The 23,864-nt window shown below is 41.4% G+C and carries 30 protein-coding genes and 1 pseudogene; 20 read left to right on the top strand and 11 right to left on the bottom strand.

Features of this window, described 5'->3' with window-relative positions; translation table 11 throughout:
• Positions 1-29 precede the first annotated feature (29 nt).
• Positions 30-1,001 (bottom strand): FAD:protein FMN transferase, encoded by a 972-nt coding sequence (locus ABT996_RS02870; protein WP_010690080.1) that lies wholly within the window; start codon positions 999-1,001, stop codon positions 30-32.
• The gene (locus tag ABT996_RS02865; RefSeq protein WP_035447019.1) at positions 1,001-1,927 is read right to left on the bottom strand and encodes an NADPH-dependent FMN reductase; all 927 of its coding nucleotides are present in this window, start codon (positions 1,925-1,927) and stop codon (positions 1,001-1,003) included. The genes ABT996_RS02870 and ABT996_RS02865 overlap by 1 nt, the downstream gene beginning before the upstream one ends.
• A gap of 399 nt (positions 1,928-2,326) precedes the next feature.
• Here ABT996_RS02865 and ABT996_RS02860 point away from each other — a divergent pair, with 399 nt between their 5' ends.
• The 4 genes from ABT996_RS02860 (at position 2,327) to ABT996_RS02845 (ending at position 5,454) form a co-directional block, all read left to right on the top strand.
• Positions 2,327-2,449, top strand: coding sequence for a hypothetical protein (locus ABT996_RS02860; RefSeq protein ID WP_010690077.1), 123 nt, complete (start codon positions 2,327-2,329; stop codon positions 2,447-2,449).
• A 4-nt stretch (positions 2,450-2,453) separates the two neighbouring features.
• A complete protein-coding gene (locus tag ABT996_RS02855) occupies positions 2,454-2,621 on the top strand; it encodes a hypothetical protein (RefSeq protein WP_168731138.1) in 168 nt (55 codons plus the stop codon).
• 190 nt (positions 2,622-2,811) lie between these two features.
• Positions 2,812-4,092: an NCS2 family permease gene (locus ABT996_RS02850; RefSeq protein ID WP_010690073.1), complete on the top strand. Its 1,281-nt coding sequence runs from the start codon at positions 2,812-2,814 to the stop codon at positions 4,090-4,092.
• Between the two features lie 126 nt (positions 4,093-4,218).
• The gene (locus ABT996_RS02845; RefSeq protein WP_035447021.1) at positions 4,219-5,454 is read left to right on the top strand and encodes a S8 family serine peptidase; all 1,236 of its coding nucleotides are present in this window, start codon (positions 4,219-4,221) and stop codon (positions 5,452-5,454) included.
• A 62-nt stretch (positions 5,455-5,516) separates the two neighbouring features.
• On the opposite strand, the gene ABT996_RS02840 is transcribed toward ABT996_RS02845, so the two are convergent.
• Together ABT996_RS02840 and ABT996_RS02835 are read right to left on the bottom strand one after the other, a co-directional pair.
• Positions 5,517-5,771 (bottom strand): hypothetical protein, encoded by a 255-nt coding sequence (locus ABT996_RS02840; protein ID WP_035447024.1) that lies wholly within the window; start codon positions 5,769-5,771, stop codon positions 5,517-5,519.
• Between the two features lie 104 nt (positions 5,772-5,875).
• The gene (locus ABT996_RS02835; protein WP_035447027.1) at positions 5,876-6,544 is read right to left on the bottom strand and encodes a histidine phosphatase family protein; all 669 of its coding nucleotides are present in this window, start codon (positions 6,542-6,544) and stop codon (positions 5,876-5,878) included.
• 128 nt (positions 6,545-6,672) lie between these two features.
• Between ABT996_RS02835 and ABT996_RS02830 the strand changes: the two genes are divergently transcribed.
• The 7 genes from ABT996_RS02830 (at position 6,673) to ABT996_RS02800 (ending at position 11,055) form a co-directional block, all read left to right on the top strand.
• On the top strand, positions 6,673-7,764 hold the full coding sequence (locus ABT996_RS02830) for a DHHA1 domain-containing protein (RefSeq protein ID WP_035447029.1): 1,092 nt from the start codon (positions 6,673-6,675) through the stop codon (positions 7,762-7,764).
• A 95-nt stretch (positions 7,765-7,859) separates the two neighbouring features.
• Positions 7,860-8,393 (top strand): ATP-binding cassette domain-containing protein, encoded by a 534-nt coding sequence (locus tag ABT996_RS02825; protein WP_052006313.1) that lies wholly within the window; start codon positions 7,860-7,862, stop codon positions 8,391-8,393.
• A gap of 26 nt (positions 8,394-8,419) precedes the next feature.
• Complete coding sequence (locus ABT996_RS02820) at positions 8,420-8,779, top strand: ATP-binding cassette domain-containing protein (protein ID WP_237745239.1); 360 nt, start codon at positions 8,420-8,422, stop codon at positions 8,777-8,779.
• Entirely contained in the window at positions 8,776-9,552 is a 777-nt protein-coding gene (locus ABT996_RS02815; protein WP_035447032.1) for an ABC-2 family transporter protein, read from the top strand. The genes ABT996_RS02820 and ABT996_RS02815 overlap by 4 nt, the downstream gene beginning before the upstream one ends.
• A complete protein-coding gene (locus ABT996_RS02810; protein WP_035447035.1) occupies positions 9,552-10,319 on the top strand; it encodes an ABC-2 family transporter protein in 768 nt (255 codons plus the stop codon). Before ABT996_RS02815 ends, ABT996_RS02810 begins: the two co-directional genes overlap by 1 nt.
• Before the next feature lie 73 nt (positions 10,320-10,392).
• Positions 10,393-10,791 (top strand): hypothetical protein, encoded by a 399-nt coding sequence (locus tag ABT996_RS02805; protein WP_225361382.1) that lies wholly within the window; start codon positions 10,393-10,395, stop codon positions 10,789-10,791.
• Positions 10,792-10,800: 9 nt separating this feature from the next.
• Positions 10,801-11,055 (top strand): LytTR family DNA-binding domain-containing protein, encoded by a 255-nt coding sequence (locus ABT996_RS02800; RefSeq protein ID WP_237745240.1) that lies wholly within the window; start codon positions 10,801-10,803, stop codon positions 11,053-11,055.
• A gap of 450 nt (positions 11,056-11,505) precedes the next feature.
• On the opposite strand, the gene ABT996_RS02795 is transcribed toward ABT996_RS02800, so the two are convergent.
• The 3 genes from ABT996_RS02795 to ABT996_RS02785 are packed head-to-tail and all read right to left on the bottom strand — an operon-like array spanning position 11,506 to position 12,242.
• Positions 11,506-11,844, bottom strand: a complete 339-nt coding sequence (locus ABT996_RS02795; protein WP_035447038.1) for a hypothetical protein — start codon at positions 11,842-11,844, stop codon at positions 11,506-11,508.
• Positions 11,845-11,869: 25 nt separating this feature from the next.
• Positions 11,870-12,070, bottom strand: a complete 201-nt coding sequence (locus tag ABT996_RS02790) for a hypothetical protein (protein ID WP_035447041.1) — start codon at positions 12,068-12,070, stop codon at positions 11,870-11,872.
• Positions 12,060-12,242 carry a hypothetical protein gene (locus tag ABT996_RS02785; RefSeq protein WP_010690042.1) on the bottom strand — a complete coding sequence of 61 codons (183 nt, stop codon included), beginning with the start codon at positions 12,240-12,242 and terminating at the stop codon, positions 12,060-12,062. Before ABT996_RS02785 ends, ABT996_RS02790 begins: the two co-directional genes overlap by 11 nt.
• Positions 12,243-12,746: 504 nt before the next feature.
• Between ABT996_RS02785 and ABT996_RS02780 the strand changes: the two genes are divergently transcribed.
• Both ABT996_RS02780 and ABT996_RS02775 read left to right on the top strand, forming a co-directional pair.
• Positions 12,747-12,902 carry a cytochrome c maturation protein CcmE gene (locus ABT996_RS02780; RefSeq protein ID WP_146024636.1) on the top strand — a complete coding sequence of 52 codons (156 nt, stop codon included), beginning with the start codon at positions 12,747-12,749 and terminating at the stop codon, positions 12,900-12,902.
• A gap of 37 nt (positions 12,903-12,939) precedes the next feature.
• Entirely contained in the window at positions 12,940-13,080 is a 141-nt protein-coding gene (locus ABT996_RS02775) for a hypothetical protein (protein ID WP_010690040.1), read from the top strand.
• Between the two features lie 66 nt (positions 13,081-13,146).
• On the opposite strand, the gene ABT996_RS02770 is transcribed toward ABT996_RS02775, so the two are convergent.
• On the bottom strand, positions 13,147-13,383 hold the full coding sequence (locus tag ABT996_RS02770; protein WP_035447043.1) for a DUF2922 domain-containing protein: 237 nt from the start codon (positions 13,381-13,383) through the stop codon (positions 13,147-13,149).
• 18 nt (positions 13,384-13,401) lie between these two features.
• Positions 13,402-13,602, bottom strand: a complete 201-nt coding sequence (locus ABT996_RS02765) for a DUF1659 domain-containing protein (RefSeq protein ID WP_035447045.1) — start codon at positions 13,600-13,602, stop codon at positions 13,402-13,404.
• Positions 13,603-14,194: 592 nt separating this feature from the next.
• Between ABT996_RS02765 and ABT996_RS02760 the strand changes: the two genes are divergently transcribed.
• The 6 genes and pseudogenes from ABT996_RS02760 (at position 14,195) to ABT996_RS02735 (ending at position 19,887) form a co-directional block, all read left to right on the top strand.
• Positions 14,195-14,923 (top strand): ABC transporter ATP-binding protein, encoded by a 729-nt coding sequence (locus tag ABT996_RS02760; RefSeq protein ID WP_010690037.1) that lies wholly within the window; start codon positions 14,195-14,197, stop codon positions 14,921-14,923.
• A 1-nt stretch (position 14,924) separates the two neighbouring features.
• Positions 14,925-16,493 carry a hypothetical protein gene (locus tag ABT996_RS02755; protein ID WP_010690036.1) on the top strand — a complete coding sequence of 523 codons (1,569 nt, stop codon included), beginning with the start codon at positions 14,925-14,927 and terminating at the stop codon, positions 16,491-16,493.
• 961 nt (positions 16,494-17,454) lie between these two features.
• A complete protein-coding gene (locus ABT996_RS02750) occupies positions 17,455-17,952 on the top strand; it encodes a hypothetical protein (protein WP_035447049.1) in 498 nt (165 codons plus the stop codon).
• Between the two features lie 9 nt (positions 17,953-17,961).
• A complete protein-coding gene (locus ABT996_RS02745; protein WP_052006315.1) occupies positions 17,962-18,717 on the top strand; it encodes a GHKL domain-containing protein in 756 nt (251 codons plus the stop codon).
• A gap of 5 nt (positions 18,718-18,722) precedes the next feature.
• Positions 18,723-19,502: a LytR/AlgR family response regulator transcription factor gene (locus ABT996_RS02740; protein ID WP_035447051.1), complete on the top strand. Its 780-nt coding sequence runs from the start codon at positions 18,723-18,725 to the stop codon at positions 19,500-19,502.
• A 73-nt stretch (positions 19,503-19,575) separates the two neighbouring features.
• Positions 19,576-19,887, top strand: a pseudogene (locus ABT996_RS02735) (hypothetical protein).
• Positions 19,888-20,246: 359 nt separating this feature from the next.
• Here ABT996_RS02735 and ABT996_RS02730 read toward each other — a convergent pair.
• Entirely contained in the window at positions 20,247-20,921 is a 675-nt protein-coding gene (locus ABT996_RS02730) for a VIT1/CCC1 transporter family protein (RefSeq protein ID WP_010690026.1), read from the bottom strand.
• A gap of 6 nt (positions 20,922-20,927) precedes the next feature.
• A complete protein-coding gene (locus ABT996_RS02725) occupies positions 20,928-21,608 on the bottom strand; it encodes a VIT1/CCC1 transporter family protein (protein WP_035447053.1) in 681 nt (226 codons plus the stop codon).
• A gap of 199 nt (positions 21,609-21,807) precedes the next feature.
• On the opposite strand from ABT996_RS02725, the gene ABT996_RS02720 reads away from it, so the two are divergent.
• The gene (locus ABT996_RS02720) at positions 21,808-23,598 is read left to right on the top strand and encodes a DUF2207 family protein (RefSeq protein ID WP_035447055.1); all 1,791 of its coding nucleotides are present in this window, start codon (positions 21,808-21,810) and stop codon (positions 23,596-23,598) included.
• Positions 23,599-23,864: the final 266 nt, after the last annotated feature.

Genomic DNA, 23,864 nt, shown 5'->3' with positions numbered 1-23,864 from the left:
AGCTTCCTTATTGTTTATTCAGTGATATTTTATTTGAATTCTAACTTAAAAGAATCATCTAATAGAAAAACATCGGCTGGCTCAAGCCCACAGATCTGGATCGTTCTATCTTTAGTAATAAAAATAGCACCATAGACTTCGGAGGTCGGTTGCCAATCGGGTTGCGGACCGTCGGCAAAGAAAAGCCGCGTCGTTTCGATCTCGGCTTGGACCGATGTTTTAGTAAAAACAGTGACACTAGCTAAGTTATTCTCATGTGGATAACCTGTTTTAGGGTCAAGAATGTGATGATAAGTTTTGCCGTTAGTTTTCAACAGGCGTTCATAGATGCCACTGGTGACAGCTGAACAGGGACCGTATTTGACTGAGAGGATCGAATTGCCCCGTTTAGTGAATGGATCTTGGATACCGATCCGCCATAACCCATCTGGATGATGTGGTGCCAGTCCTTTGAGCAATAGATTGCCACCAAGATTGATCATCCCACTGCTGATCCCTTTGGCAGCCCAGAGATCTTGGATCCGATCAGCGATATAGCCCTTAGCGATCGCACCAAGGTCAAGTTGCATGCCTGCTTGTTTTAAAAAGATCGTGAATTTATCATCATCTAATTCGACTTGGGTAGGATCGATCAAAGAAAGCTGTGAGGCGATCGCTTCTTTAGGTGGAACATTGGCCCCACTAAAACCGATCTTCCACAATTTGACGAGTGGTCCGATCAAAGCGTTAAACCCAAAATTTTCTTGGCTGGTCTTGATCGCAAGTTTAGTCAGCTGATAAGTTGAGTCACTGACAGCAACGGGCTTGATCCCAGCTGCATCATTGACGTCCATCAGTTCTGAAGTAGAGCGATTAACAGTCAAGGCAGTCTCGTAGGCTTGGAGAAGAGCGTAACTATCATCAAGGTCACTTACTTTAGCACTCCCAAAAGCAGTTAAGTAGATGTTTGTCCCCAAGCCACGATAAGTTTTGTGGATAGTTTTATGTGCTAGATCTTCCATCAGCCTTCAGATGCCCCCGTTGTTGTGTCAACTTGGGCAGGAGCGGGAACTGGCTCTTCTTTTGGCGCTGGAGTCGATTCTGAAGCGCTAGTCAAGGCATCTTCAGTATAGATCAAAGCTGGCAGTTCTTCGGTGACCGTTTCTGGTTTTGTAGCTGTTTCTGAGGCGCCCGTTTGTTCATCTGGGAAACTAAACTCGGTATCGTCGTCTAGGACAAAATTGATCCCATTAGCTTCTTCAAAACTCATATCGGCAGTTTCTGAAGCGCCAGTAGTAGTATCGATCCGATCAAGTGCTTGTAAGGCACTTTTAGCTTCTTGCTGTTTAAGTGCTGGAGTGGTCGGGATGTGTTCGTTTTTGGCCTGTGCTTGTTGAGCATGTTGCAATTTTTCAAGCGCAGTTGCATAGTGGATGAAGCCATTAAAGCATTGTTCTAACCAGGAAATCGTCCCTTGATCGATCAAACATCCTTTTTCATCAAAGGCATTTTCCGCACGGCCAAGTAAAAATTGGAAGCCTGGCAATACAAAAGAACCCAGACCAGGAGAATCAAGGATCCGCCGCAAACTCTCTTGGGCTTGGACGGTACCCAAATTACCTAGGGAAGCACCGACGATCATTACCGGACGTTTTGTTAGCGGGTGGACTTTCCAAGAGAGCCATTCGATCACTGATTTTAAAGCTGCTGGAATATCATGGTCATATTCAGGGGTTCCAAAGATCACTCCATCAGAAGCTTCGATCTTTTGAGCTAAATCTAAAACACTTTGGGGCGTCTGTTCGTAATCTTCGCAAAAGAGTGGGATGTCTTTTATCTCAGTCACTTCGATCTGCGCTTGCGTAGCAAAATGTGAACTCATGAACTGAAGGAGCTTACGGTTGTAGGATTTTGTAGCGTTAGTACCAACGATAGCGATGAATTTCATAATTAGCCTGCTATATAGAATGTAAGCAAACAACACGTGTTTGAGAGAGAAATATAGCTTTTCCTTTCGTAATGAAAATAATTGTCATTGTGGTCTCTTACATTTTAACTTTCTGTGACCCGACTTTTTATAATTACCTATATATAAAGATAAGGATATTTGCCAGTAAGAGCAAGTCTTTTATAGATTTATCGCAATTTATTTACAGGTCGATAAACGTAAATTTATTTAGATGATATACATTGAACGCAAAATAATAAAAGTTTATTTTAATTAAATTTACAAATGAACACTTATCTCTTTTCTAACTTAATTTGACAATTCGGGTATAAAAAGAAACGTGAAAATGAGCAACGAAAGCAGATCTTTATCCTGACTAACAGCGATCAACTCAAGCAGATGGTCCAAAAGCTAAAACGAGCAGCAAGTGACCGAGCATATTTAGATACCCTCTTGGCAGCCCAAAGACAGCAAGCTGAGATGGGATCGGTGGCAATGTATCAAGAAGTGTTAGGGAGCTAAGCTGATGAGTGAAGATCCGTTAAGAGAAGGGATCGCAAAACGAATGGAAAAGGTCAGAAAAGACATTCCCGTCGAAAAAAAGCCTAATTGGCGCCGGCGAGTGATCGTCTTAGTGATGAAATTGGTCTTGGCTGGAGTAATGTTATTTTCGATCCTGCGCTATTTTTGGTAATAAATAAGCAAATAACGAGGACTCAGCATAGTGGTCCTTGTTTTATGATAAGATGATTAGAATTTGTTTCAAAGGACGATATTACTTTTTTTAATATGAAGTAGATCGAAAAAATCAATTTTGGTAGTTGGCTAAAATTTTTGCTAGAATTGAATAATGTGTTAAAAAATAATAGAAACGAGGGGCGAAAGTGTTAGCTAATTTTAAAAATTTGACTAAGCAAGCAAAAAAGACGGAGATCATTGCGGGGCTAACGGGCTTTTTTGCGATCTCATATATCATCATCGTAAATCCACTGATCTTGGCTGATGCCCATATCCCAGCAACTTTGAGTGTGTTTGCGACGATCTTTTCTTCGGCGCTAGGGTGTTTGATCATGGGGCTTTGGGCAAATGCTCCGATCATCATCACTCCAGGAATGGGGATCAATGCCTTCTTCACCTATACTTTAGTGGTCGGAATGCACTTAAATTGGCAACAAGCGATCGCGATCTCGATCATCAGTAGTGTATTGTACATGCTGGTAGCCTTCAGCAAGGCGAGCGAGAAACTATCTGAAGCGATCCCCCAAGAGTTAAAGATCGGGATCACAGCGGGGATCGGGCTGTTTTTAGTTACTTTAGGCCTAGAGAAAGCCAAATTGATCCAACAAGGTGGCTCCCGCTCACTCTTAGCTGTAGGACACCTAACTGATCCAGAAGCGCTTTTAGCCTTATTTGGTTTAGCTTTGACCCTAGTTTTATATCTAAAGAGAACTAAGGGAAGTTTTATGATCGGGATCGTTGTAACGAGTGCCTTGGGTGTGGTCTTTAAGGTTGGACTTCAAGATCCGCCTAAGGTCAGTTTAGCTGATCTGGGTAAGTACAGTGCACTCTTATTTCAAGGTGATTTTAGTAGCTTGTTTTCTTTGAAATTCCTCTTGGCAGTTTTTTCGATGTCGATGATCTTGATCTTCGAATCGATGGGGATCTTAGAAGGTTTATTACCAGATGCGAAGAAATTTAAAAAGACGTTTGAAGCTAGCTCGGTAGCGACATTTTGTTCAGGCTTCTTAGGCACAAGTCCGACCGTTGCCGCAGCTGAAAGTGCCGCCGGGATCGAATCTGGTGGCAAGACGGGCTTGATGACGCTCGTCAGTGGCGCAATGTTTGTCTTGTCATTATTCTTTATCCCACTGCTCAGCTATGTTCCGCAAGCGGCGATCGCACCGGTGATCATCATTACAGGAGCGATCATGATGCAACAGTTGAAAGCCTTGGATTTTGACGATTTTTCAGAATGGTTCCCGGCCTTTTTGATCATCGTGTTGATCCCGTTGACCGGCTCGATCTCAGTTGGTTTAGCCTTTGGGTTTGCAGCTTATCCATTGGTAAAATTTGCGGCACGTAAAATGGATAAATTAAATCCATTATTATGTTTATTGAGTGTCTTATTTATTTTGCAGTTGATCTGTGAAGCAGTCTTACTATAGTAAAATTAGGTTTTAAGCAGAGCATTCTGTTTAAAACCTTTTTTTATTAAAAAAGTATTGTTTTTAGATGTGAAGACTTGCTATACTTAGGGATGAAAATGGTCTAAATTGAGGGTGGTGAGTTAGGTGAAATTTTTCCAAAAGCTCAGTTGTGTAATGTTGCTTTTGGCATTAGTTATTTGTTTTTATTATCGTAATGGCTTAGTGAGTAAACCGATCGGACATACGGGCGAATTTGCGTTGAAGCATGAACAGGCTGGGTATGCTGTTTCTTTGTATTACCCTAAGATCGATCTAACTAAAGCGCACCAAAAAAATGTCAGCGTCGGTATCATTGACTCAGGGATTTCACCTAAAGTAGGACATGAATTAAATATCGCAGCTGCTTACGATCTTTCGGGGCAAAATGAGCCATTTGATCAGACCGGTCAGGGAACTAAGATCGCGAGTATTATCGGAGCTAAAGATAACCACTATAAAATGATCGGTTTAGCGCCTAATGTTAAACTCTATTCATATAAAGTAGATACCACTAGTCACGCGCTACAAGCCGCTTTGCAACAGGCTTTAAGTGATCGCGTTGAAGTTTTAGATCTCAGTTTTAAAGTCGACCAAATAACGCCACAGATAAAAGCACTGGTAAATAAGTATCTCGCGCAGGGAGGCTTATTTTTTACTGCGGACAAGCGTTTGGGGCAGATAAGAGGAGTTGCCACGGTCGGAACGTTTAACGAGTATTTCGAGCTACTGGACAGGGGGCGGACCTACTATGCTCCAGCTGAACAACTAGCATTGGGAATGGATAATCGGATCCAGAAGGTCACTGGTGATGCGTATAGTACGGCGTTTGTCAGCGGGACGGCTGCCAGTCTGCTGGCGCAAAGAGTAGCACCTGCGCAAGTCAAACAACAACTCGCAGTGTATTTTAGTCCACAGGCGATCGAAAAACACCATAATATCAGTCATGTGATCGCTAAAACTTTTAACAAAAGTGATATATATCTGGGTATTTCCCTGGTTATTTTGACTTTGATAACAGCTGGCCTAGCCTGGATGTTGGCCATCAGACGGCGTAAGAACAAGTATTTGCTAGGGGTAAGTATCAATACTTTGTTGCTTTTGATCTTAGCGTATTTGTTGGTGCCGATCCAAGCCAATGATCAGACGATGAAATATTGGATCTTAGGCTTATTAGTGATCTTTACGCTCTTTCAGTTGTATTTTAGTTGGCGTTTAGATATGGCAAAGCCTTTTAGACTGAATCGCCTATTCAATCTGAGTTATAATATCTTTTTACTAGTCTTTTCGCTTTGGCTGATCATGTTTGTGATGTTAGGCTATGCGGGCAGTACGCATTTTTAGATAAATAAACGCGGGACCCACGATGGATGGATCCCGCGTTTATTTATTTAGCGCTGACCGGCTTATTTTTGCGCTAAAGTTTGCAGTTTATCGAACAATTCATTAGCTTTTTCACTCAATTTTGGGGTTGAATGTTTGATGACTGGCGCCATATTGGTGAATTTATGTAATTCAGCTTTAAAGGCTTCGTCGGAACTGTTCTTAAAGGCTGTAACGGTCTCTTCGATGTATTCGGTAAATTTGGTACCGGGTTGGGTCTGTTTGAGTTCGGTAACGAATTTTTCTAAAGTTGCGACGATATTTTCTTTTGTACTCATAATAGATTGCCACCTTTACTATGAATTTTATTTACACTTAGGAGAATACGCTTACATAAAAATGAATGCAACAAAAAAAGACCGCAAAACTCGGTCTTTTTTAGCTAATAAGTTTCACTATCTAAGTAGTGGTTGTAGTATTCGACTTTGACATCATCGTCAGTCACAGTCAATTTTGTGACAGCACCGTTTTTAGGACCTAATTTTTCAGCGCCTAGATCAGGGGCAAAATGATCGACAATACTTCTGATCGTGATGCTGTGGCTGACTAAGAGCACTTTTTGACCGTCCGCTGTATTTTTACGTAGGTGCTCAAAACCGGCATTGATTCGGGCCCAATACTGTTCATCATTTTCGGCATCCTTGAAAGGATCGGTCTCATGCAAGAGATCGCGCGTTTTTCCTAGGTTATATTTTTCTAAAATATCGTTATATGTGCGACAACCGTGTAATGCTCCGACCATGAGCCAAGTTTGAGCTGCGTCGTTACCTTCGAAATAGCCAAAGCTTTGTTCGCGGAAGTTTTTGAGCTCACTTGGCACGATATCTTGGGAGTGTTGGTTATTTTCTAAGATGAAATGGCAGGTACGCATGGCACGTGTCGTATCGGAATGATAAGCTTTGTCGAACTTGATGTCGGCTAAATGCTTACCCGCACTTTTGGCATCGTTGACCCCTTTTTGCGTTAAAGGTGAGTCACACCAGCCTTGGAGACGGTTATAACTATTCAAGATCGTTTGCCCATGGCGCACCATATAAAGTGTAAATGACATTGTAATATTCCTCACTGTTTTTTCGATACTTTAAATAATAACATGTACAGACTAGCTTTTAAAGCGTTGCTACGGGTATAATTAGGCTAGAGTAAAAAATGAGCGTAATCTTAGAAAGGAAATTACATTTGAAAAAGACACGACATATCAAGCTTTTTTCGCATAACGACTTAGACGGATTTGGAGCTCCCGTCTTGATCACGACGCTAGCGCCTTACCTTTTTAAGGACGTTGAATTTGACCTAACGACTTGTTCGGCAGGCAATCTTGATCGCGAATTATCCTATTGGTTCCGACAACCCGATATTTCTCGCTTTACCGATGTCTACATTATGGATATGACACCGGATAGCGATTATTCGTTCCAACAGCTCAAGCAACGCTTCGCTAATCATTGGTTGATCTTTGACCATCATGAAAGCGAAGAAGAATTACGGAACAACTATGCGCTAAACTGCATCAAACCACTAGATGAGGGAAAAAATCCGAGTGCGGTCAGCTTGGTCTATGATTGGTTGAGCCAAAAGCCTGATTTTATGAAGATCCCGGAAAAGAAACGGGCGCAAGTGGCGGAATTGGTAGAGTTGATCCGGGCGTATGATACTTGGGATTGGCAAAATGATCCATTGATGTCGGTCGAAGAAAGACAAGCAGCTGATGAATTGAATCAACTATTTTGGTTCTATCCGTTGAGTAAATCGTGCAATTTTGTCGAAAGTGTCTTTGCTACAGGCTGGGAAGATTACCGGCAAGCAAACGAACTGTTGATCCACACCTTAGCTGGCAGACGGACGCGTTATTTGGAAAAACACCTTAAAAATGTTGAGACCTGTGAGTTGGATGGGCACAGCTTTGGCGTTGTCTATGCCAGTGATTATAAGTCGGAGATCGCGCATGCGTTGTTGAAACGTTACGATGTCGATGCAGCCTTAGTGATCGATGGCCACAGTGTTTCTTTACGCTCTAATGGACGGCTCGATGTGGCTAAATTTGCCGCTGAATATTTTGGTGGTGGTGGGCATGCCGATTCCGCTGGTGGAAAATTAGAAGTTGAACCCCTTAAAGTTGCCGAACAAGCGGTGATCGAATCGATGCGCCAACGCTCCACGCTAAATGCTGATGTTGCTAAACAAAATAATAGTGATAAAGCTTCATTAGCTGATCAACTCGATCCAGAAATGGCAGCCAAGCTCGTAGCCTTATTTGGAAATGCTGATTAACTAAATCCTGCTCTGTAAGTGCTAAATCCTGTATTGCACTTGCGGAGCTTTTTTTGTTGCATTAAGCTTAGTGACAAAAAAAGGGGGCTGGGCACATGATCGAGGTCAAACATGCAACGTTACAATACACCACATTTACGCGGGCTCAAGGTGTAAATGGCGTCATCCGTGATTTTTTCAAACGGAGAAAGCAACAAGTCACGGCAGTAGCTGATGTCTCATTTACGATCAGAGAAGGCGAGATGGTCGGCTTGATCGGGCGCAACGGTGCAGGCAAGACGATTCTAGTCAAATTGCTGACGGGGATCTTACCCTTGGCCCAAGGAACGATCGTGATCGACCAGGCGCTCCCTAATGAACGCAGACCCCATTTTTTAAAACAGATCGGGGTCTTATTAGGCCAACGCTCGCAATTGATCTGGGATCTACCACCGATCGATACATACGATATGTTGGCAGCGCTGTATGAACTTGGGGCTGAGCAATACCATGCACGGCTCAACTGGTTGAGTGAACAGCTGGCTGCGACCGACCTGATCTATCTGCCGGTCAGAAAGCTATCTTTAGGACAAATGGTCAAGTGTGAGCTGATCGCGGTTTTGCTACATGAACCCAAGTATCTTTTTTAGATGAACCGACATTGGGCCTTGGTCTAGTGACCCAAAAGGCAATCTACAAGATCTTGCGTGCCGAAAATCAGCAAAATAAGACGACGATCGTGACGACTTCTCACTATGTCAAAGATATGGAACAGCTAGCTGATCGTCTCTTGATCTTAAATCAAGGAGCGCTGATCTTTGATGATGACTGTGATCAGTTAGTGAACAACTTGGTGACTAGAAAACTCTTTGATGTAGAGTATTTGGCTAAAGGACAGATCGTTAAAGTGACTTGGAGTGCAGCTGAACTTTTTTCAAAGGTAGCTGAGCTTGAGCCTGAAAATATTTTAACGATCAAGCAACGTGGGGTCAGCTTAGAAGAACTGATCAGTCAATTGATCGAGGAAGCAAGATGAAGTATGCGGTTATTTTTTGGACGAGTTTAAAAGAAAAAGTGATGTACCGGACAGATCTTTGGTTGCAATACATTTTGCTAGGGTTACAGCTAGTAGTCAATATTTCCGTATGGCAGGCGCTATACACCAATGATGCTCTTATGCTCAAAGGCTATTCGCTCAAACAGTTGAGTCTGTATCTTTTGAGTACTAATCTTTTAGCGTTGTTATTTAGCGTGGCGCCAGCTTTTAGATTGGCCGATCAGATCAAAAGCGGGCGTTTATCAACACTGTTATTGCGCCCAGTTTCCCTATATGGTGAGAGTTTAGTGCATTTTTTAGGGGCGCAAGTGTCGAGTCTATTACTGGAATTAGGTGTGATCGGGTATTTGTTATGGACACTAGAGCTGTCGTTGTGGCGCTTGCTGTGGCTATTAGTTTATTTGGCACTAGCCCTGCTGATGTTTTATGGTTTGATGCTATTATTTGGGATGCTGGCCTTTTGGCTATTGGAATTGTGGCCTCTGCGCGCTTTTGTGACGGCTTGTTATCTTATGCTAGGTGGGCGGTATTTTCCACTGAGCAGCTTACCCGAAGCGATATTTAGGTTTCTCCAGTACAATCCTTTTTCGCTGGTGACCGATGTCCCGGCGCGGATCATGACTGGCCAACTAGCGCTAGAGAGATCAAGTAATTACTTTTTAGCTGTGCTTGGGTGGATCATGTTACTGACCATGATCTATAAGTTCACTTTTTTACGGGGAACAAAGCGGTATGAGGGGGTCGAGAGTTGATGCGGATCTTGCAATGTGTTTGGAGTAGAAGTTGGAAACAATTCATGATCTACCGTGCGACGGGATGTTTAACGCTAGCTTTAGCATTAGTATTTTATGGGATCGAATTGTTGACGGGATATATTTACTTTTCAAGTGATGTTACGGTCAAGGGCTGGGATCGCACCGATTATCTGTTGTTGGTGACGACCGCTTCGCTGATCATGGCGTGGTATAATTTCTTCTTTGTTTTGGGGCATGAGCAGTTGAGCGAAAAGATCTTAACTGGGGCATTAGACCAGATATTACTTAGACCGGTAGACCCTTATTGGCTTACAGCGTTTGGAGGGTTTGATATTCCCAGTCTTTTTGACCTGGGCTTTTCCTTAGTGATCGCAAGTTTATTTTTGAGCAAGTATCAGCCAGCGTTTTTCGAGTTAGTATGGTATTTTTTAGCGTGTTTATTAGGTGTTTGTGTCGTTTTTTTATTGAATCAATTGTGTATCGGCTGTGCCTTTTGGATCGTGCGGACCAGCGCCTTGAGTGGGATAGTTGAAGATCTAGTCGGGATCTTTAGTCGTACCCGCGCATTTTTCCCAGTGAGCCTGCAGATCATTTTTACTTGGCTCATTCCCATCCTTACAGTGATCAATTTGCCGATTTTATTGCTCAAAAGGCATGCTGGACTAACAAGTTTATCTCTATTAGCTGGACTGACGTTGTTTTTGTACATTGTTTCACGGTGGCAGTGGAAATTAGGTTTGAAGCGGTATTTTTCAGCGGCTTAGAAAAATTCATTCAAAACATTTTTACCCACGGGGATGATTTTGCGTTAAAATTACGCTAAAGGGGGAATGAAAAATGGAGGTTATGTATTTTGTGCCAGCATTGTCGTTAGATGCAAATGCTAAATTAAAGGATTATCTGTCGAAGGTTCCTTGTTGTGACGAACTTCAGGCGTTAGAGAAGATGTCAGCTCAAGTCTGGATCGTAGTTTTGACCCAGAAGTTGTGCCAACAGACTTTGGCGACCTGTAAGTTGCGCCAGCAGTTGAATCCAGGTCAGAAATTTATTTTCTTAGTTGATCAAAAAGAGCTTTGCTTTTGGATGTATCGCTATCAATTACAGGCAACTGCAGTTATTTTTTGTTATGCCCAAACGTGGTATCAAGAATTGATGGCCGCCTTGCAGGAGCTTGAAAAAGCTACGGATCTTTGTTTTAAATGTCGGGGAAAGATCATCAAGGTCGAACTTGAATAGATCTGTTATGTGGAGTCGCATTGCTCTAACACGCATGCTGCTGTTTTGTGGCTCGTAGATAAACAAACGATCCAAGTACCTAAGAATTTGCATGTTTTGGAAAAAGAAAATCCGCGTCTCTGGCGAAGTCATCAGAGTTATCTTCTTAACCCGGGAAATGTCTACATGTTAGATAAGTTGAACGCGACTGCGACATTTGTTAACGGACTGAAATGCCCAGTCTCACGGCAAAAATTCAAGATACTAGCCGAACGTTTTGCGTAAACCACTCAATTCTTAACACAATAATAGCTAAGAAAAAGAACAACTACGATCTTTTCTTGGCTATTATTGTGTGGAGCTATTGATCGGGGTGACTGAGCAGTTGGAGTGTGGCAATGAAGACACAGCTCATAAAGACCAGTTGATCTCTTGCATAGAATGTGAGCATAGCATAGATCGCAAAGGCCAGAATACATCCTTTGAAAAACTTTGGCCATGCGAAGGTCCACTTATGTTGCCTATACTCTAGACCACACAGCATACTGATGGTAAGCGTTGATAGGACTGGAGATAGCCAAGATGAGACTGGATCAAGGCTAGCCCAAGTGCTAATGAACGTTAAGCAGACATAGCAGTTAGCTTTGCCCCACCAAGAGATGCTGGCTTTTTTCAAAACTGACATTGCTATTCACCGACCCTCATCAAAATAATTTTAGGGACTGCTTATGCGAACTATTTGAGCTTAGCGAGTTTATCGAATAGCCGGCAAGTGATCACAAAGGCAAAAAGTACCATAACTTCTCTGTCGGCTAGGTAATAAAAACACATGGCATAGACGGCAGTCGCGAGGATGATCCCTTCTAAGAATTCGAGCTGCGAAAAAAATAATTTATTGTTTTTACATTCTAGGCTGGATAAACCGCTAAAAACAAGAACTAGTAAGCCAGGTTCTAACCAAGATGAAAATGTGTTTAAGCTAGCTAAAAAGCTAACAAGTGATAAGCAAGCATAATCGCCACTTTTGATCCATACAGAAGTAGTAACTTTTTTAAAACCAACATGTATATTCACCGACCTTTACCTAAAAATTAGCGATTTAACGTCGCTTTTTACGTCTTTTTTTAGGAGTATAATTGGCATATGCAGCGAGTGAACCAAGAAATGCACCAGCACCTAAGGCAGTAAAGAAAGTTCCTGCATTTCCGGAATTCTCTTCATCGGAGATTGGTCTGGAACCGCCAATCGAGGTTTGAAGTTCAGCGATTGATAAAATTGGAAAATTTAATTTACTTACCATATCGTTTCTTCTCCTTTCGATGTTCATAATAGTAAGCAACAGCGAATTCTGTTGCAAATCCCACAGACCCCACAACCCAATCACCGCGGATCTTAGGGGAAATTGTTGCCCCACCTGAAATTGATTCGAGTTCATTTTCGGGTAAAGCTGTATATTCTGCTAAATTTTTCATATACCATACCTCCAATGTTTTTTAGGAAAGAGCGATCTTTCCTTGCACCTAAAGATAAACTCCTTACTAACTAAAATCAATTGGGTTACAGGATTTTGCCTACTGGTAGCAGGATTTTTTCAAAATAGAGAATGTTACATACGATACTAGTTTTTTCATGTTGCTTTACATAACAAGTTTGGAATTTTGGTAGGTTGTTGTTGAGTAGTGTAAATGTTTTATCCTAGACTAGAGAATGCAGGAAACATCTTAGCTAGTTTTTGAATTAAGGTCAGTGGAAAAATATACAATTTGCTTGTGCTTAATAGAAATAAAGCATATAGCGAACCAAGAAAAGAATTATATTATGCAGTTAATGATAAATTTAACTTGTAGATTTAGACCTATATATTTTATTTTACTCAAATTGGATACAAGAACACCCAAATACGACGATTTTCGCGGTTTGCCCCATTTTTGCGTTATCTTAATATTGTGAAAATTAAGAAATTTAGGAGGATCGTGATGAAAAAGCATAAAAAACGTAATGTGTTCATCTTGTGTAGTGTACTCGTAGTATTAGGTCTAGTTGCTTATCTGGCTTTGAGTGGTAACGATAACGGGGATGGCTTTATGCAAGGAATCAGAGATGGTATGAGAGAGGCGCAGAACCAAAAATAGCAATATATCTTCTTTGTTGTACGAGAGGGCGATAAAAATGAAAAAACATAAGCTAACTATTTTAGGTGGCGTATTATTATTGTTGGTCGTTGGGGCCCTTTTTCTATCTGGACTCTTGCATTTAGATGACATAACACATGGCTTTGAACGGGGCTTTCAAAGCGAACAGACAAAGTAAAAAGCACGACCGAGGTCAACTCGGTCGTGCTTTGGTGTTAACGGGGCATAAGGTTTTTAACCCGGGTTATTTTGCGGGTTTATTATCGAATAAAACGTGATCAGTGGTCGTGACATACCGTGCGCCCATGGGAACCTCATACATGGGATTCTTATCCTTGTCGACAAATAACTTCAGATCAGCGAGTTGTTGCATCGCTTGTTTGACCTTTTCCGTGTCAAGATCGGTATCGACAAAGTTTAGCTGCATGTGGTGTGTCGCATGCTTAGCAGTGGATAAGAAGATGAGATCTAATTTTTTCATAATGTGTTACCTCCGTGCTTAATTAGTGTGGCTTGTGGTCATGACATAAACTTCTTTTAGCTGTTCGCCAGTCAACATAGCGATGAGTTGTCCAAATTGATGGAGTTGATCGGGAGTTGCACCTTGGATCACATTGTTAAAGGAACGTTGTCGTGTTGTCCCGTCCTTTTTTACAAGTTTTACGCGAATTGCATTTTTGTCCCAGATTGCTTCAGTCATTGGTTAGTCCTCCTTAGATTTATTCTGTAAGTCGATCGCCCTTACACTACTAATAACGAAATGAGTTGCTGATATGTAACCCTAAAAAATAATTTTTTTGAAAAATGACCACTTACTGAAAAATAGGACCATTTACTGTTTGGAGATACTTTTTCAACTTTTTTGATAGCATGATCGGATTATAGAAAGGAGCTAAAAGATACGTAAGAAAGAATTTAAGGTGTTGGACAAAGATGTAAAATGCTCTATCGTTGATGGTGGAATTTAAATCACCGATACTTTAGGATTTGAAGTGTTAGGGAGGAATAACAATGGAAAAGAAAAGGGTCTAAAAGCAAAATTTGCGCTTGTCGGGATCATTGTGTTGGGAATTATTGTTGGTTTTTCATTGTGGACACATCGGGCAGATAATATCAATATACATAAAAAAAGACAAACACTCATTAAATAAAATAAGGTTTGTCTTCGATCTGGGCAGTACTACATGTGCTGCTTTTTTTTTGCGTGTACATATTTGTCATAAAAAAGACCACATCTGATAAATACCATTTCTGCGCCAAAGATAAGTTATACTTACAGTGAGGTGGTACAGATGATCGAATTCAAAGGTGTAACTAAAAAATATGATAATGTGATCGCTTTGAATAATTTGAACTTGGTGATCCCAGCGGGAAAGATCTTTGGCTTTTTAGGCCATAATGGAGCGGGAAAATCAACGACCATAAAGAGCTTAGTCTCGATCTTAAATCCAGATGCGGGGCAGATCATAGTTGATGGGAAAGATTTGGCCGAGCAACGCTTTTTGGTCAAGAAAATGATCGGCTATGTTCCCGATTCACCCGATATCTTTTTACAGCTAACGGCAGCTGAATACTGGGACATGCTAGCGGCTGCTTATGAGATCAAGGCAAGTGAAAAGGCTACTAGGATCAAAGAATTAGCTGGCTCATTTGGGATCTTAGAACGCCAAGATGAAGTCATGGAGAGCTATTCACACGGGATGCGCCAAAAAGCAATCATCGTGGGAGCTTTATTATCTGAGCCAGATATCTGGGTCTTAGATGAACCACTACAAGGACTAGACCCGCAAGCTGCTTATGATCTAAAAGAGATGATGAAAAAGCACGTTGCGAAGGGAAAGACGGTGATCTTTTCAACACATATCTTAGATACGGCTCAACAATTGTGTGATGAACTAGCAATCTTGAAGAAGGGTTCACTGATCTACAATGGTACCGTGGCGGAACTGTTAGCCAAAGAACCAGGGAAATCTTTAGAACAGATCTATCTAGAGTTAGCCGGCCGGAAAGAGGGTGAATGAGATGATCGATCTGCATCGGTTATGGGCTTTGATCAAGGTAAGTCTGATCTACCGTCAACCTGAACTGACGCTAAGAGAGCGGAAGAATCACAAGAGTGGGGACCAACTGATCAAGAAGTTTTTATTGATGGATCTAGGTAGTGGGGCCCTATTAGCTGTCGTCTTTGGGTGGATATTTTTAGCAAGTGACTTTATACGATCGCCGGGACTATTTACGCTGATGGTCGTGTGGTTTGGAGTGGTCACTATTTCCCAGGAAATAATGTTTATTTACAACATCTTTTTTGATAGTCGCGATCTGAATGCTTATTTGCCGTTACCATTTAAGATGAGTGAGCTTTTTTTGGCAAAAATGCTGACGGTATTTTGGTCGACACTACCAGTAACTTTGCCACTTTATGTCATGATGTTATTGACTGCTTGGCAAGCACAAGGCTTCTTTTGGTTAAGAGTCTTGGCTGCGAGTTTAGCGTATCTTTTATTAGTTATTTTGTTGTGCCTTTTGGGAAATTTACTCGTCTTTTCTTTGACTAGAAGTAAATTCTTTCAGCACCACAAAAAGATCATTACTTTTGTCTTGTTGGGATTTTCAATGGTGATAATCGTATTTAGCTATGCTCTTTTCAAAGATGTCTTTAAAGTAGCTGAACATGTCAAAGTGATAGCGATAGCATTACCATTTTACAAATTGATCGTGATGCCAAGTTGGCAAGCGGTGATCTTTAGTTTACTAGAGATATTAGGTGTTATCGGAATCTTGGGCTGGGGCTTGAGTAAGCTCTTCTTGAGGGATCTAAATGCTCAATTGATGAGTGATAAAGTTACTAAAGTCGTCAAAAAGCACCATGAGTTTAATAATTTGGATCGGGTTTTACAGCATTACAATATAAGATTATTGAGTGATCCCACTTTATTATTGCAGGTGATCTTGGGGAGCTTGATGATCCCACTAATGTTTATGTTACCTGGCTTATGGGGACAAAACCTGGCGCTACAAAATATTACGGGGAGATACTATGGGATCTTTTTACTAGTGGGCGTATGTTTAACACCATTAATGTATGGAATAACTTCATTAGGAGCGATCATCATCTCACTAGATCGTGAAAATCTATATTTTATTGAGAGTCTACCACTTAGTTTGAAACGATATCTCAAGAATAAGTTTAAGATCGTCTGTTGGCTACAAATGAGTCTATCATTTGTAGTAGCTGTTAGTTTAGGGATAATCACTCATTTTCCGTGGTGGGGGTGGGTATATTTTTTGATAGGGATCCTAAGTGCAACTTATGTATGTACCATATATTTTTTCGTTAGAGATTGGCGAAAACGATATCTAGAATGGGTCGACATCTCACAACTTTTTACACGCGGTGGCGGACAGATCGTACTATTTTTGCAAGGGGCAGTATTATTATTAGTTGAAGGGATCATTATGGGAATCGCTATTTTCTTGGCTACGGTATTACCTGCTTGGGTAACAAATACTGTAATACCGCTCGTTATTTTAGGGGTAACGATTTGGTGTCATGGGTACTATCGCAAGACTTTTTGGCAACAGATCGAATAAATATGTTAGCCAAAGGACCACTTATGAGTGTTTGCACTATTTTTTGAGTTTTTAGCATAAAATAGTTTTGGAATTATTATAGTTATTATGGGGTGAGTAGCGTGCAGGGGATCTTGGATTCGATCGCAGAATTTTTTTGGTTCACGGTAGGAACAGGGGTAGGAATATTTTGGACTCTGTGGTATTGGATGGATAAATATATTCTGAATCTTAAAGTATTAGTAGCAATATTTGTAGCTATCTTATTATTTTGGATCAATCTTGAAATGGGCATTTCATTTGTATTGGTCGTATTTTGTGCCATGATTATTGATCTAACAAGAGCATAGGCTAGCCTGTGCTTTTTTAATAGGGCTTTTCCCCTTATAGACCCAAATAGCTCGAATAATTAGGTATATCATGATTCCGACGAGGATCAATAATAGAAGCGAATAGCAAATTTCGGTAACTATATCCCTTGGGGTAGTTACTAGTCGATAAACGCCAAGCGCCAAGCGCTATTGCTAAGAGAACTTGTACCATGACGTAGAAATAGCCTAAAAGATAAAAAATTTTAGATGCAAGCAACTTCTTGAGCCTCACTAGTGTCCGATGAAATAGAATAACAGCGAGGGCCCAAATAACTAATAACAGAGAATTGATGATAAAGGATAAACGAAAAATTACTTTTGTCATCGTCAACGTCAAAAAAGCTAAGAGTATTAAACTTAGTAATGAAGCAAAGAAATAATATTTTTTCATATTGAGCACCTTCGATCCTTCCTAATAAAGGATAGCATCAATATGCTGGTGCTAACTGAAAGTATCATAACTGGGCTATTTTTACTCATATTCGGGAAGCAAAGACGAGCTCAACTGAAATGTGTTAGTATGGCAACTTTTTTCGAGTATTTGAGTATAGTCCAAATATTGTCTTATGTTAAGATGAAATCAAGAATTTTGATGATAGAAGGGATCGGATATGCTGTATCGATGGGGCTTTAGCCTGATCGCAACGATTATTGAATATAGTGCGATCTACCTTTTGATCAAGCCTAACAAGAGTCGGTCACAGACGGTGCTTTTTATCGCAGTTACTTTGCCACTCCTGGTCAGTTTAGATCAAGCGGGGATCGTTGGGAAATACTGTTCCTTGGCGTTAGAAATGCTCGCATTTTACTTCTTTTATCGGACCAAACCACGTAATTATGCACTACTAGGGCGATTAGTGCTGGCAAATTGCCTAATATTCATTGCAGTTTTAGCAAGTGATATTCTCTGGCGTTATTATTCTGCAATTTATTTTGCTTTAGGGCATTTAGCAGTTGAGGCGTTGTGTGGTGCGATCTTTGTTTACATAGGAGTGCATCTTAAAGTTGATAGTGAGCTGGATAGCGAGACCGGAAAACCCTTCTTTTTGCTTATTTGCTACATGGGGCTTGCTTTGAACTCGTTTCTTTTTATCCGGGATGTGAGTTAAAGTAAGTTTGTGACGGGGATCTTATTTGGTTTTACCGTGATCCAGTTGATTTTTGTCGGGATCATTTACTCTTTGATCAAACAGTATCAGCATAAAAAAGACCTCGAAGAACAGCGGCGCGATCTGGAAGCCTATATGCGTGAATTAGAGCTAAATCAGCGTAAGTTGCGCAAATTCAAGCATGATTATCAAAATATGTTGCTCAGTCTAGAAGAAAGCATTCGGGCGGGCAAGAGTGCACAAGCTTTACAGCAGTTAGCTAAATATTCGCAAAAAAATTTTACGGATAAACTTTTGTGGCGTTTTAATGATGTAGATAATATCAGAGATCTACAGTTAAAGAGTATCTTTATCAATAAGTTAAACATTTTATTCAGCTATGATATCAAAGTCGATTTTGAATGTCGGCAAGAGATCAAGACGCCTGCGCATTTAGATACCTTTGATCTAGTGCGGATCATCGGGATCGTTTTAGATAATGCGATCGAAGAAAGTCGTCTTTTAGGGGCAAGTGCTTATGTCCAAATGGCACTCTATCAGACAGAGGGCGTGTTAGAGATCATGCTGAAAAATCGTTGCCGACATGAAAAAGTTGAATTAGCTCAGATCGAAAATGCGGGCTATTCGACTAAAGCCGGACATTATGGGGTGGGACTTACGACTGTGCGTGAGATCGTATCAGACTACAACAATATTTTTATCGAGTATACGTCAGCCAAGCATGAATTTACCTTTGAGATGAAGGTCGTTTTGGAAGAAAGGTGAGAGAGATGAAACATCAAGTGCTCGTATGTGATGATGAATTAGCGCAAGCCCAAGGCCTAGCCGAGATGCTTGAGCGGGCGATCGTGATCCAAGATGATGAGCGACAGGGGAAACTAGGATTTTTAGGGTACTACACCTCATATGCTGCGACGCTACAAGCGGTCACCGACCATCAAGTGACGGGAGGAATCTATTTTTTAGATATCGAACTTTCGCCTAAACAGTATGATAGGATAGGTTTGGATCTAGCCGAAGCGATCAAACGACAAGATCCTAAAGCGCAGATCATTTTTGTAACAACGCATGATGAATTGGCACTAATGACTTTCCATCGGCGGATCGGTGCTTTGGATTATATCATCAAAGATTCGACGCGCTCGGAATTTCAAGGTCGAATAACAGAGGCCTTGGCCTTAGCTTTAGAAAATATCGCTACAAGTCATACAGCACAAAAATACACCTTTACCTATAAGATCGGCCACAAGATATATAACGAAAATATTGATGATGTCGTCTGCATCGTAACGACTGAGCGCCCACATCGACTGCGCCTCTATAAAGTTGATGGGATCGCTGAATTTAATGGCAATTTAAAGGAGCTAGTCGAGCAATCCGAGTTTTTACATCCGATCTCACAATCGTGTATCGTCAACGCCAAAAATATCAAGTCGATCGATCTTAAGGAAAGAAAGATCCTGTTTGTTAACGGTGAGTTCGAGTATTTTCCACGTCGTTCGCTCAAGCAAGTCAAGCACTTGATCGATGAACTGGGAAAGATACAATGAATAACATTAGGGACCAAATTTTTTTAAACAAATAATTATTTTTGGCGTATACTAGAGCTGGGAAGTGAGCAAAATGCAAGCTAAATTACACGGAAAAACAGTGGAAGTTTGGCAAGTAAGTCGGACTAATGAACAGCCCCAATGGGTCAAAGAAGCTTTTGCTAAGCATTATTTGACTTGGGTCGGTAAGCGTTTACGCATCGTGATGCCAGCGCTAGATACTTCGACTATGGTAAACCTAAAGTTGGAGATGATCGGGACTTTAGGTGGTGGCTTTTGCGGTTATACGATGTATGTCATGGCCGACTAAGGTGACTATTTAGATGTGACCGACCATCGTGTTGTCAGTGAACAGCAATTTTTACGGAAATATCAAGTGGACTAATAAGTATGTGATAATGCGGTTAGTGCCGTATGAATAACGCGGGCTCCACCATATCTTGGTGGGGCCCGCGTTTGCTTTATCGCTTATTCTTTATTTGTACTTCTTTGCACTGTGAAGTCGTGCTGCGAAAATCTGAGCCTAGCGTATAGCTACGGATAGTCAATGATGCTAAGCCCGCATCATCGCCTATCCTAGGCTATCCGTACGGCTCATCCCGATTTTCTCCGCACTGTGTAAAGTCGTGCTGCGAATTGCAGCTCCTAGGAAATAACCCCATCACAACTCCGAGGCAAAAAGCGCCTCAAAGTTGCGCTGCAGTTATTTCTACGGAGCTAAGCGCAATTCTTCGCACTGTGTATTTATAGCATGATCCCGACGGTGTAGTGGATGATCATAGTGATGATCCCTACTATCAAGTTGCGTAGGATAGCAGTCTTGACCATGCCATTGCCCAATTTAGCACTTAAATAGCCGGTCAGTGCGACTGAGACACAGACCGCTAAGATCGTGGCCGGCCATTGATATTGAACTGGACTCAAAGTCATGGCTGCTAACGGGAAGATCCCACCGATCGAAGCCGAGACTAAAGACGAGAGAGCCGCATTCCACGGATTCATATATTGCCCGAGATTTAGGTTGTATTTGATGCTGATGATGGTCTCAAGTGGCTTTTTTGACATCAGATCTTGGGCGATCAAAGCAGCAGTTTGTTCGCTTACGCCCCGTTCAACGTAAAACATTTTGACAGTTGCTAATTCACTTGAAAAATCAGTCTTTAATAATTGCTTTTCTTTAGCGACTGCCGCTTTTTCGGCATCTTTTTGCGTGCTGACCGAAGCGTACTCGCCAGCTGCCATCGAAAAAGCACAGGCTAGTAGATCAGAAAGCCCCGCGATAAAGATCGTAAATTGATCAGTCGTTGCCACCGCCACACTGAACAATACGCCGACCACGGTCAAGATCCCATCATTTGAGCCTAAGACCCCAGCCCGTAAGGTATTGAGCCGTTCACTCATTGAACTTGTCTTTTTCATCTGCGTCTACCCCCCAATAATTTTCCCGATCAAATATGTAACTGCCATCGTCAGTGTCCCCGAGATGACGTTGCGGATGATACCTTGCTTTTTATCAGCCTTACTTAAAATAGCTGCGCCCCAGCCAGTCAAAGTTAAAGCGATCAAAACAGCGATGAAGGTCGCAATGATCTTGATCTTTTCGGGAAACAGCGTGATCGCAAGCATCGGCAATAATGAACCAGTTGGAAATGAGACCATTGAAGCGATCGCTGCGGCATACGGGTCGATGATCTCATTGATATTTAAGCCATAGCGTTCGCGAACTGTGGTCACGAGTGGATCTTTTTGCATCATTTCTTCCGTTGCTTTTTGTGCTAGATCGGGTCTGATCCCTTGAGCTAAATATTTTTGTTTGACCATTTCAAATTCATGCTCATAGTTCAATTTTAAGCGTGCTTTTTCCTCAGCGACGGCTTGCTTTTCAGAGTCTTTTTGCGTACTAACTGAAACATATTCGCCCATTGCCATCGAAACGGTCCCCGCTAGCATTCCGGCGATCCCTGAGATAAAGATCCCATAGTTACTGGCAGAAGCCCCAGCTACCCCGACAACGATCCCAGCAACTGAGATGATCCCATCATTTGCACCCATGACACTCGCACGTAAAATATTGACGCGCTGAGCTAAAGTCAATTTACTATCCATAATTGATAACCTCTTTTTTTAGAATGATTCTAAACTATATTCTACCGTAGAATTTAAATTTGTAAACAAAAAATTTAAGTTACCCAAAAATATTTCATCTGTATACCTATAATTATAGATCTAATGCTAATCTTTGTCTTAAGTTAACAATTTTGAGATAATTAAGAAGAGACAGTATCAGGCAAAGGGGGCAATGAAAATGAACAGGATAGGTAAATTGATCGTAAGTCTGTTGGTTGGTCTAGGCTTATTCTTCACTGCGAGTAGTACGGCTTTAGCAGATGGTGATTATCAAATAACTGACTATGATGCAACGGCAATTGTACGTGAAGGTGGCGAAATATTTTTTACCCAACGAATAACCTATGAATTTGATGGCGATTTTAATGGGGTATATTACGACCAAAACCTGACTAAAGTTACTGATGTCAGTGGAATTGAGGTCTCGATCACCCAGAATGGTCAAACGACTCAGTTGACTGAGAGCTCAACAGGGGAGAACAATACATTTACGCAAACAAAGACGGCAGATAATTTAAAGCTCAAAGTCTATCATAAAGTCAGTGATGATAAGTTGACGGTGAACTATCACTATGTTTTGAGTGGCTTGATCACGAACTATCAAGATACGGCTGAGTTGAATTGGAAGATCCTCGGTGCTGGTTGGGATGTGCGCTTGCATAATGTCAAGGTGACGGTGCAATTGCCCCAAGCTCCGATCAATGATCTGCAAGCTTGGACGCATGGTCCTTTGACCGGCTATACCGATGTTGATCGCAAGCAGGGTAAAGTGACGCTGACACTTGATGAACTTGATACCGATGAGATGTTGGAGACACATATGCTTTTCCCGACCTCGGTCACACCTATTAATCCGCAAGTGTCTAACGAAAAGGCAAAAGAAAGGGTCCAGCAAGCCGAGGCTAAGTTGGCTAATGAAGCTAATCAAAAACGTAAAGCTGAGGAAAAAAAGGCACGAATCATCAAAAATATTTTCAGTGGGCTTGTGTTCACCCTTTCACTAGGCTTTATCGGGATCTTGGTGGCAAACCCGGGAAATAAAAAGACCAAATTACCGCCACTTAAGCATAGTTATGAGATCCCTAAGTATGCGCCTGAAGTAGCTTTTGCGGTATTAAACCAAATGCAGCCGAATAATCAAGCATTCAGTGCACATTTATTGGAGCTTGCGGGTCAAGGAAAGTTGGAGATCGTTGAAGCTTCAGGCAAAGAAAATTATGTGATCAAGTTGAAGGATAAGGCAATTTTAGAAGATAGCTTATTGCGTTTTCTCTTTAAGAATATCGGAAATGGGACTGAATTTGATCTAAAGACCCTTAAGCAGGTAAAAAACAAGCGCAGTAAAGCCAAGGCGCTTAGTAAAAAATTTGAGCAATGGGCTAAGCGGGTAAAACGTCAAGCTGATGCCTATAACTATATCGATAAAAAGACGCATACTTGGTGTATTACTGTTATGCTAGGTGCTTTTGTCAACTTAGGGATCTTATTGTTATTGGGAGTTATCTTTAGTGGAACGATCAGATGGGTCTGTTTAGGTTTAGGGATCGTGATCATTTTATTGAGTGCCAAGTATTTGATGACGCACTCGGGTTATACGCCAACGGGAGACAGAGAGATCTATGAATTACGGTGTTTCAGATCGATGTTAAAAGATGTTGGGCGTTTTGATCTGCGCGAAGTAGGCGACATTGTTTTATGGGAGCAGATCATGCCGTATGCAGTTGCATTTGGATTAGCGAAGAAGGTCATCAAGGCCTTGAAAGCCGAGTTTAGTGTAGCTGAATTAGAGACTGGTTTTGGTATTTACTATGCATTGTATTTTGCAGGTAGTTGGAATGACAGTTTCACCTCAAGTTTTGAACAAAGTATTGCGGCAGCCAATGTTGATTCATCGTCTAGTGGTAGTTCAGGTGGTTTCTCCGGTGGTAGTTCCGGTGGCGGTGGCGGCGGAACCGGCGGTGCATTCTAAGGCAGAGTGTGAGGCAAAGCGTTTAGCGCCGTAGAAATAACGGTATCCCAGCCATGAGGCGTATTTTGCCTCATGGCTGGGACATTGTTATTTCCTAGGAGCTGCTTTGCCGAACACGTTTCGATTCTAGTGCAGTGCTAAGAAATCTTAAGGTTTTCTTAGCACTGCTTTATTATTAATTTAAGTAAAAAAACGGATAATGATAATCAGGAATTATTGTAGCAGTTGTTCTTTGCTTAGTCAGAAAGAAAGCGTTATACTGATTA

The sequence above is a fragment of the Ligilactobacillus sp. RTP31139st1_D10_RTP31139_211217 genome (genome assembly GCF_040226755.1).
In the GTDB taxonomy this organism is placed as follows: domain Bacteria; phylum Bacillota; class Bacilli; order Lactobacillales; family Lactobacillaceae; genus Ligilactobacillus; species Ligilactobacillus animalis.
Note: the sequence above shows the minus strand (reverse complement) of the source record. Positions and strands in the feature narration are given on the sequence as shown.

Coding starts and splice junctions, on each gene's coding strand:
- ABT996_RS02855 (WP_168731138.1), top strand. CDS start 2,454: ATGAGTGAAGATCCGTTAAGAGAAGGGATCGCAAAACGAATGGAAAAG.
- ABT996_RS02825 (WP_052006313.1), top strand. CDS start 7,860: ATGATCGAGGTCAAACATGCAACGTTACAATACACCACATTTACGCGG.
- ABT996_RS02865 (WP_035447019.1), bottom strand. CDS start 1,927: ATGAAATTCATCGCTATCGTTGGTACTAACGCTACAAAATCCTACAAC.
- ABT996_RS02860 (WP_010690077.1), top strand. CDS start 2,327: ATGGTCCAAAAGCTAAAACGAGCAGCAAGTGACCGAGCATATTTAGAT.
- ABT996_RS02770 (WP_035447043.1), bottom strand. CDS start 13,383: ATGAAAAAATTAGATCTCATCTTCTTATCCACTGCTAAGCATGCGACA.
- ABT996_RS02815 (WP_035447032.1), top strand. CDS start 8,776: ATGAAGTATGCGGTTATTTTTTGGACGAGTTTAAAAGAAAAAGTGATG.
- ABT996_RS02720 (WP_035447055.1), top strand. CDS start 21,808: ATGAACAGGATAGGTAAATTGATCGTAAGTCTGTTGGTTGGTCTAGGC.
- ABT996_RS02775 (WP_010690040.1), top strand. CDS start 12,940: ATGAAAAAACATAAGCTAACTATTTTAGGTGGCGTATTATTATTGTTG.
- ABT996_RS02805 (WP_225361382.1), top strand. CDS start 10,393: ATGGAGGTTATGTATTTTGTGCCAGCATTGTCGTTAGATGCAAATGCT.
- ABT996_RS02755 (WP_010690036.1), top strand. CDS start 14,925: ATGATCGATCTGCATCGGTTATGGGCTTTGATCAAGGTAAGTCTGATC.
- ABT996_RS02840 (WP_035447024.1), bottom strand. CDS start 5,771: ATGAGTACAAAAGAAAATATCGTCGCAACTTTAGAAAAATTCGTTACC.
- ABT996_RS02835 (WP_035447027.1), bottom strand. CDS start 6,544: ATGTCATTTACACTTTATATGGTGCGCCATGGGCAAACGATCTTGAAT.
- ABT996_RS02740 (WP_035447051.1), top strand. CDS start 18,723: ATGAAACATCAAGTGCTCGTATGTGATGATGAATTAGCGCAAGCCCAA.
- ABT996_RS02760 (WP_010690037.1), top strand. CDS start 14,195: ATGATCGAATTCAAAGGTGTAACTAAAAAATATGATAATGTGATCGCT.
- ABT996_RS02785 (WP_010690042.1), bottom strand. CDS start 12,242: ATGAAAAATTTAGCAGAATATACAGCTTTACCCGAAAATGAACTCGAA.
- ABT996_RS02765 (WP_035447045.1), bottom strand. CDS start 13,602: ATGACTGAAGCAATCTGGGACAAAAATGCAATTCGCGTAAAACTTGTA.
- ABT996_RS02790 (WP_035447041.1), bottom strand. CDS start 12,070: ATGGTAAGTAAATTAAATTTTCCAATTTTATCAATCGCTGAACTTCAA.
- ABT996_RS02725 (WP_035447053.1), bottom strand. CDS start 21,608: ATGGATAGTAAATTGACTTTAGCTCAGCGCGTCAATATTTTACGTGCG.
- ABT996_RS02780 (WP_146024636.1), top strand. CDS start 12,747: ATGAAAAAGCATAAAAAACGTAATGTGTTCATCTTGTGTAGTGTACTC.
- ABT996_RS02810 (WP_035447035.1), top strand. CDS start 9,552: ATGCGGATCTTGCAATGTGTTTGGAGTAGAAGTTGGAAACAATTCATG.
- ABT996_RS02750 (WP_035447049.1), top strand. CDS start 17,455: ATGCTGTATCGATGGGGCTTTAGCCTGATCGCAACGATTATTGAATAT.
- ABT996_RS02730 (WP_010690026.1), bottom strand. CDS start 20,921: ATGAAAAAGACAAGTTCAATGAGTGAACGGCTCAATACCTTACGGGCT.
- ABT996_RS02870 (WP_010690080.1), bottom strand. CDS start 1,001: ATGGAAGATCTAGCACATAAAACTATCCACAAAACTTATCGTGGCTTG.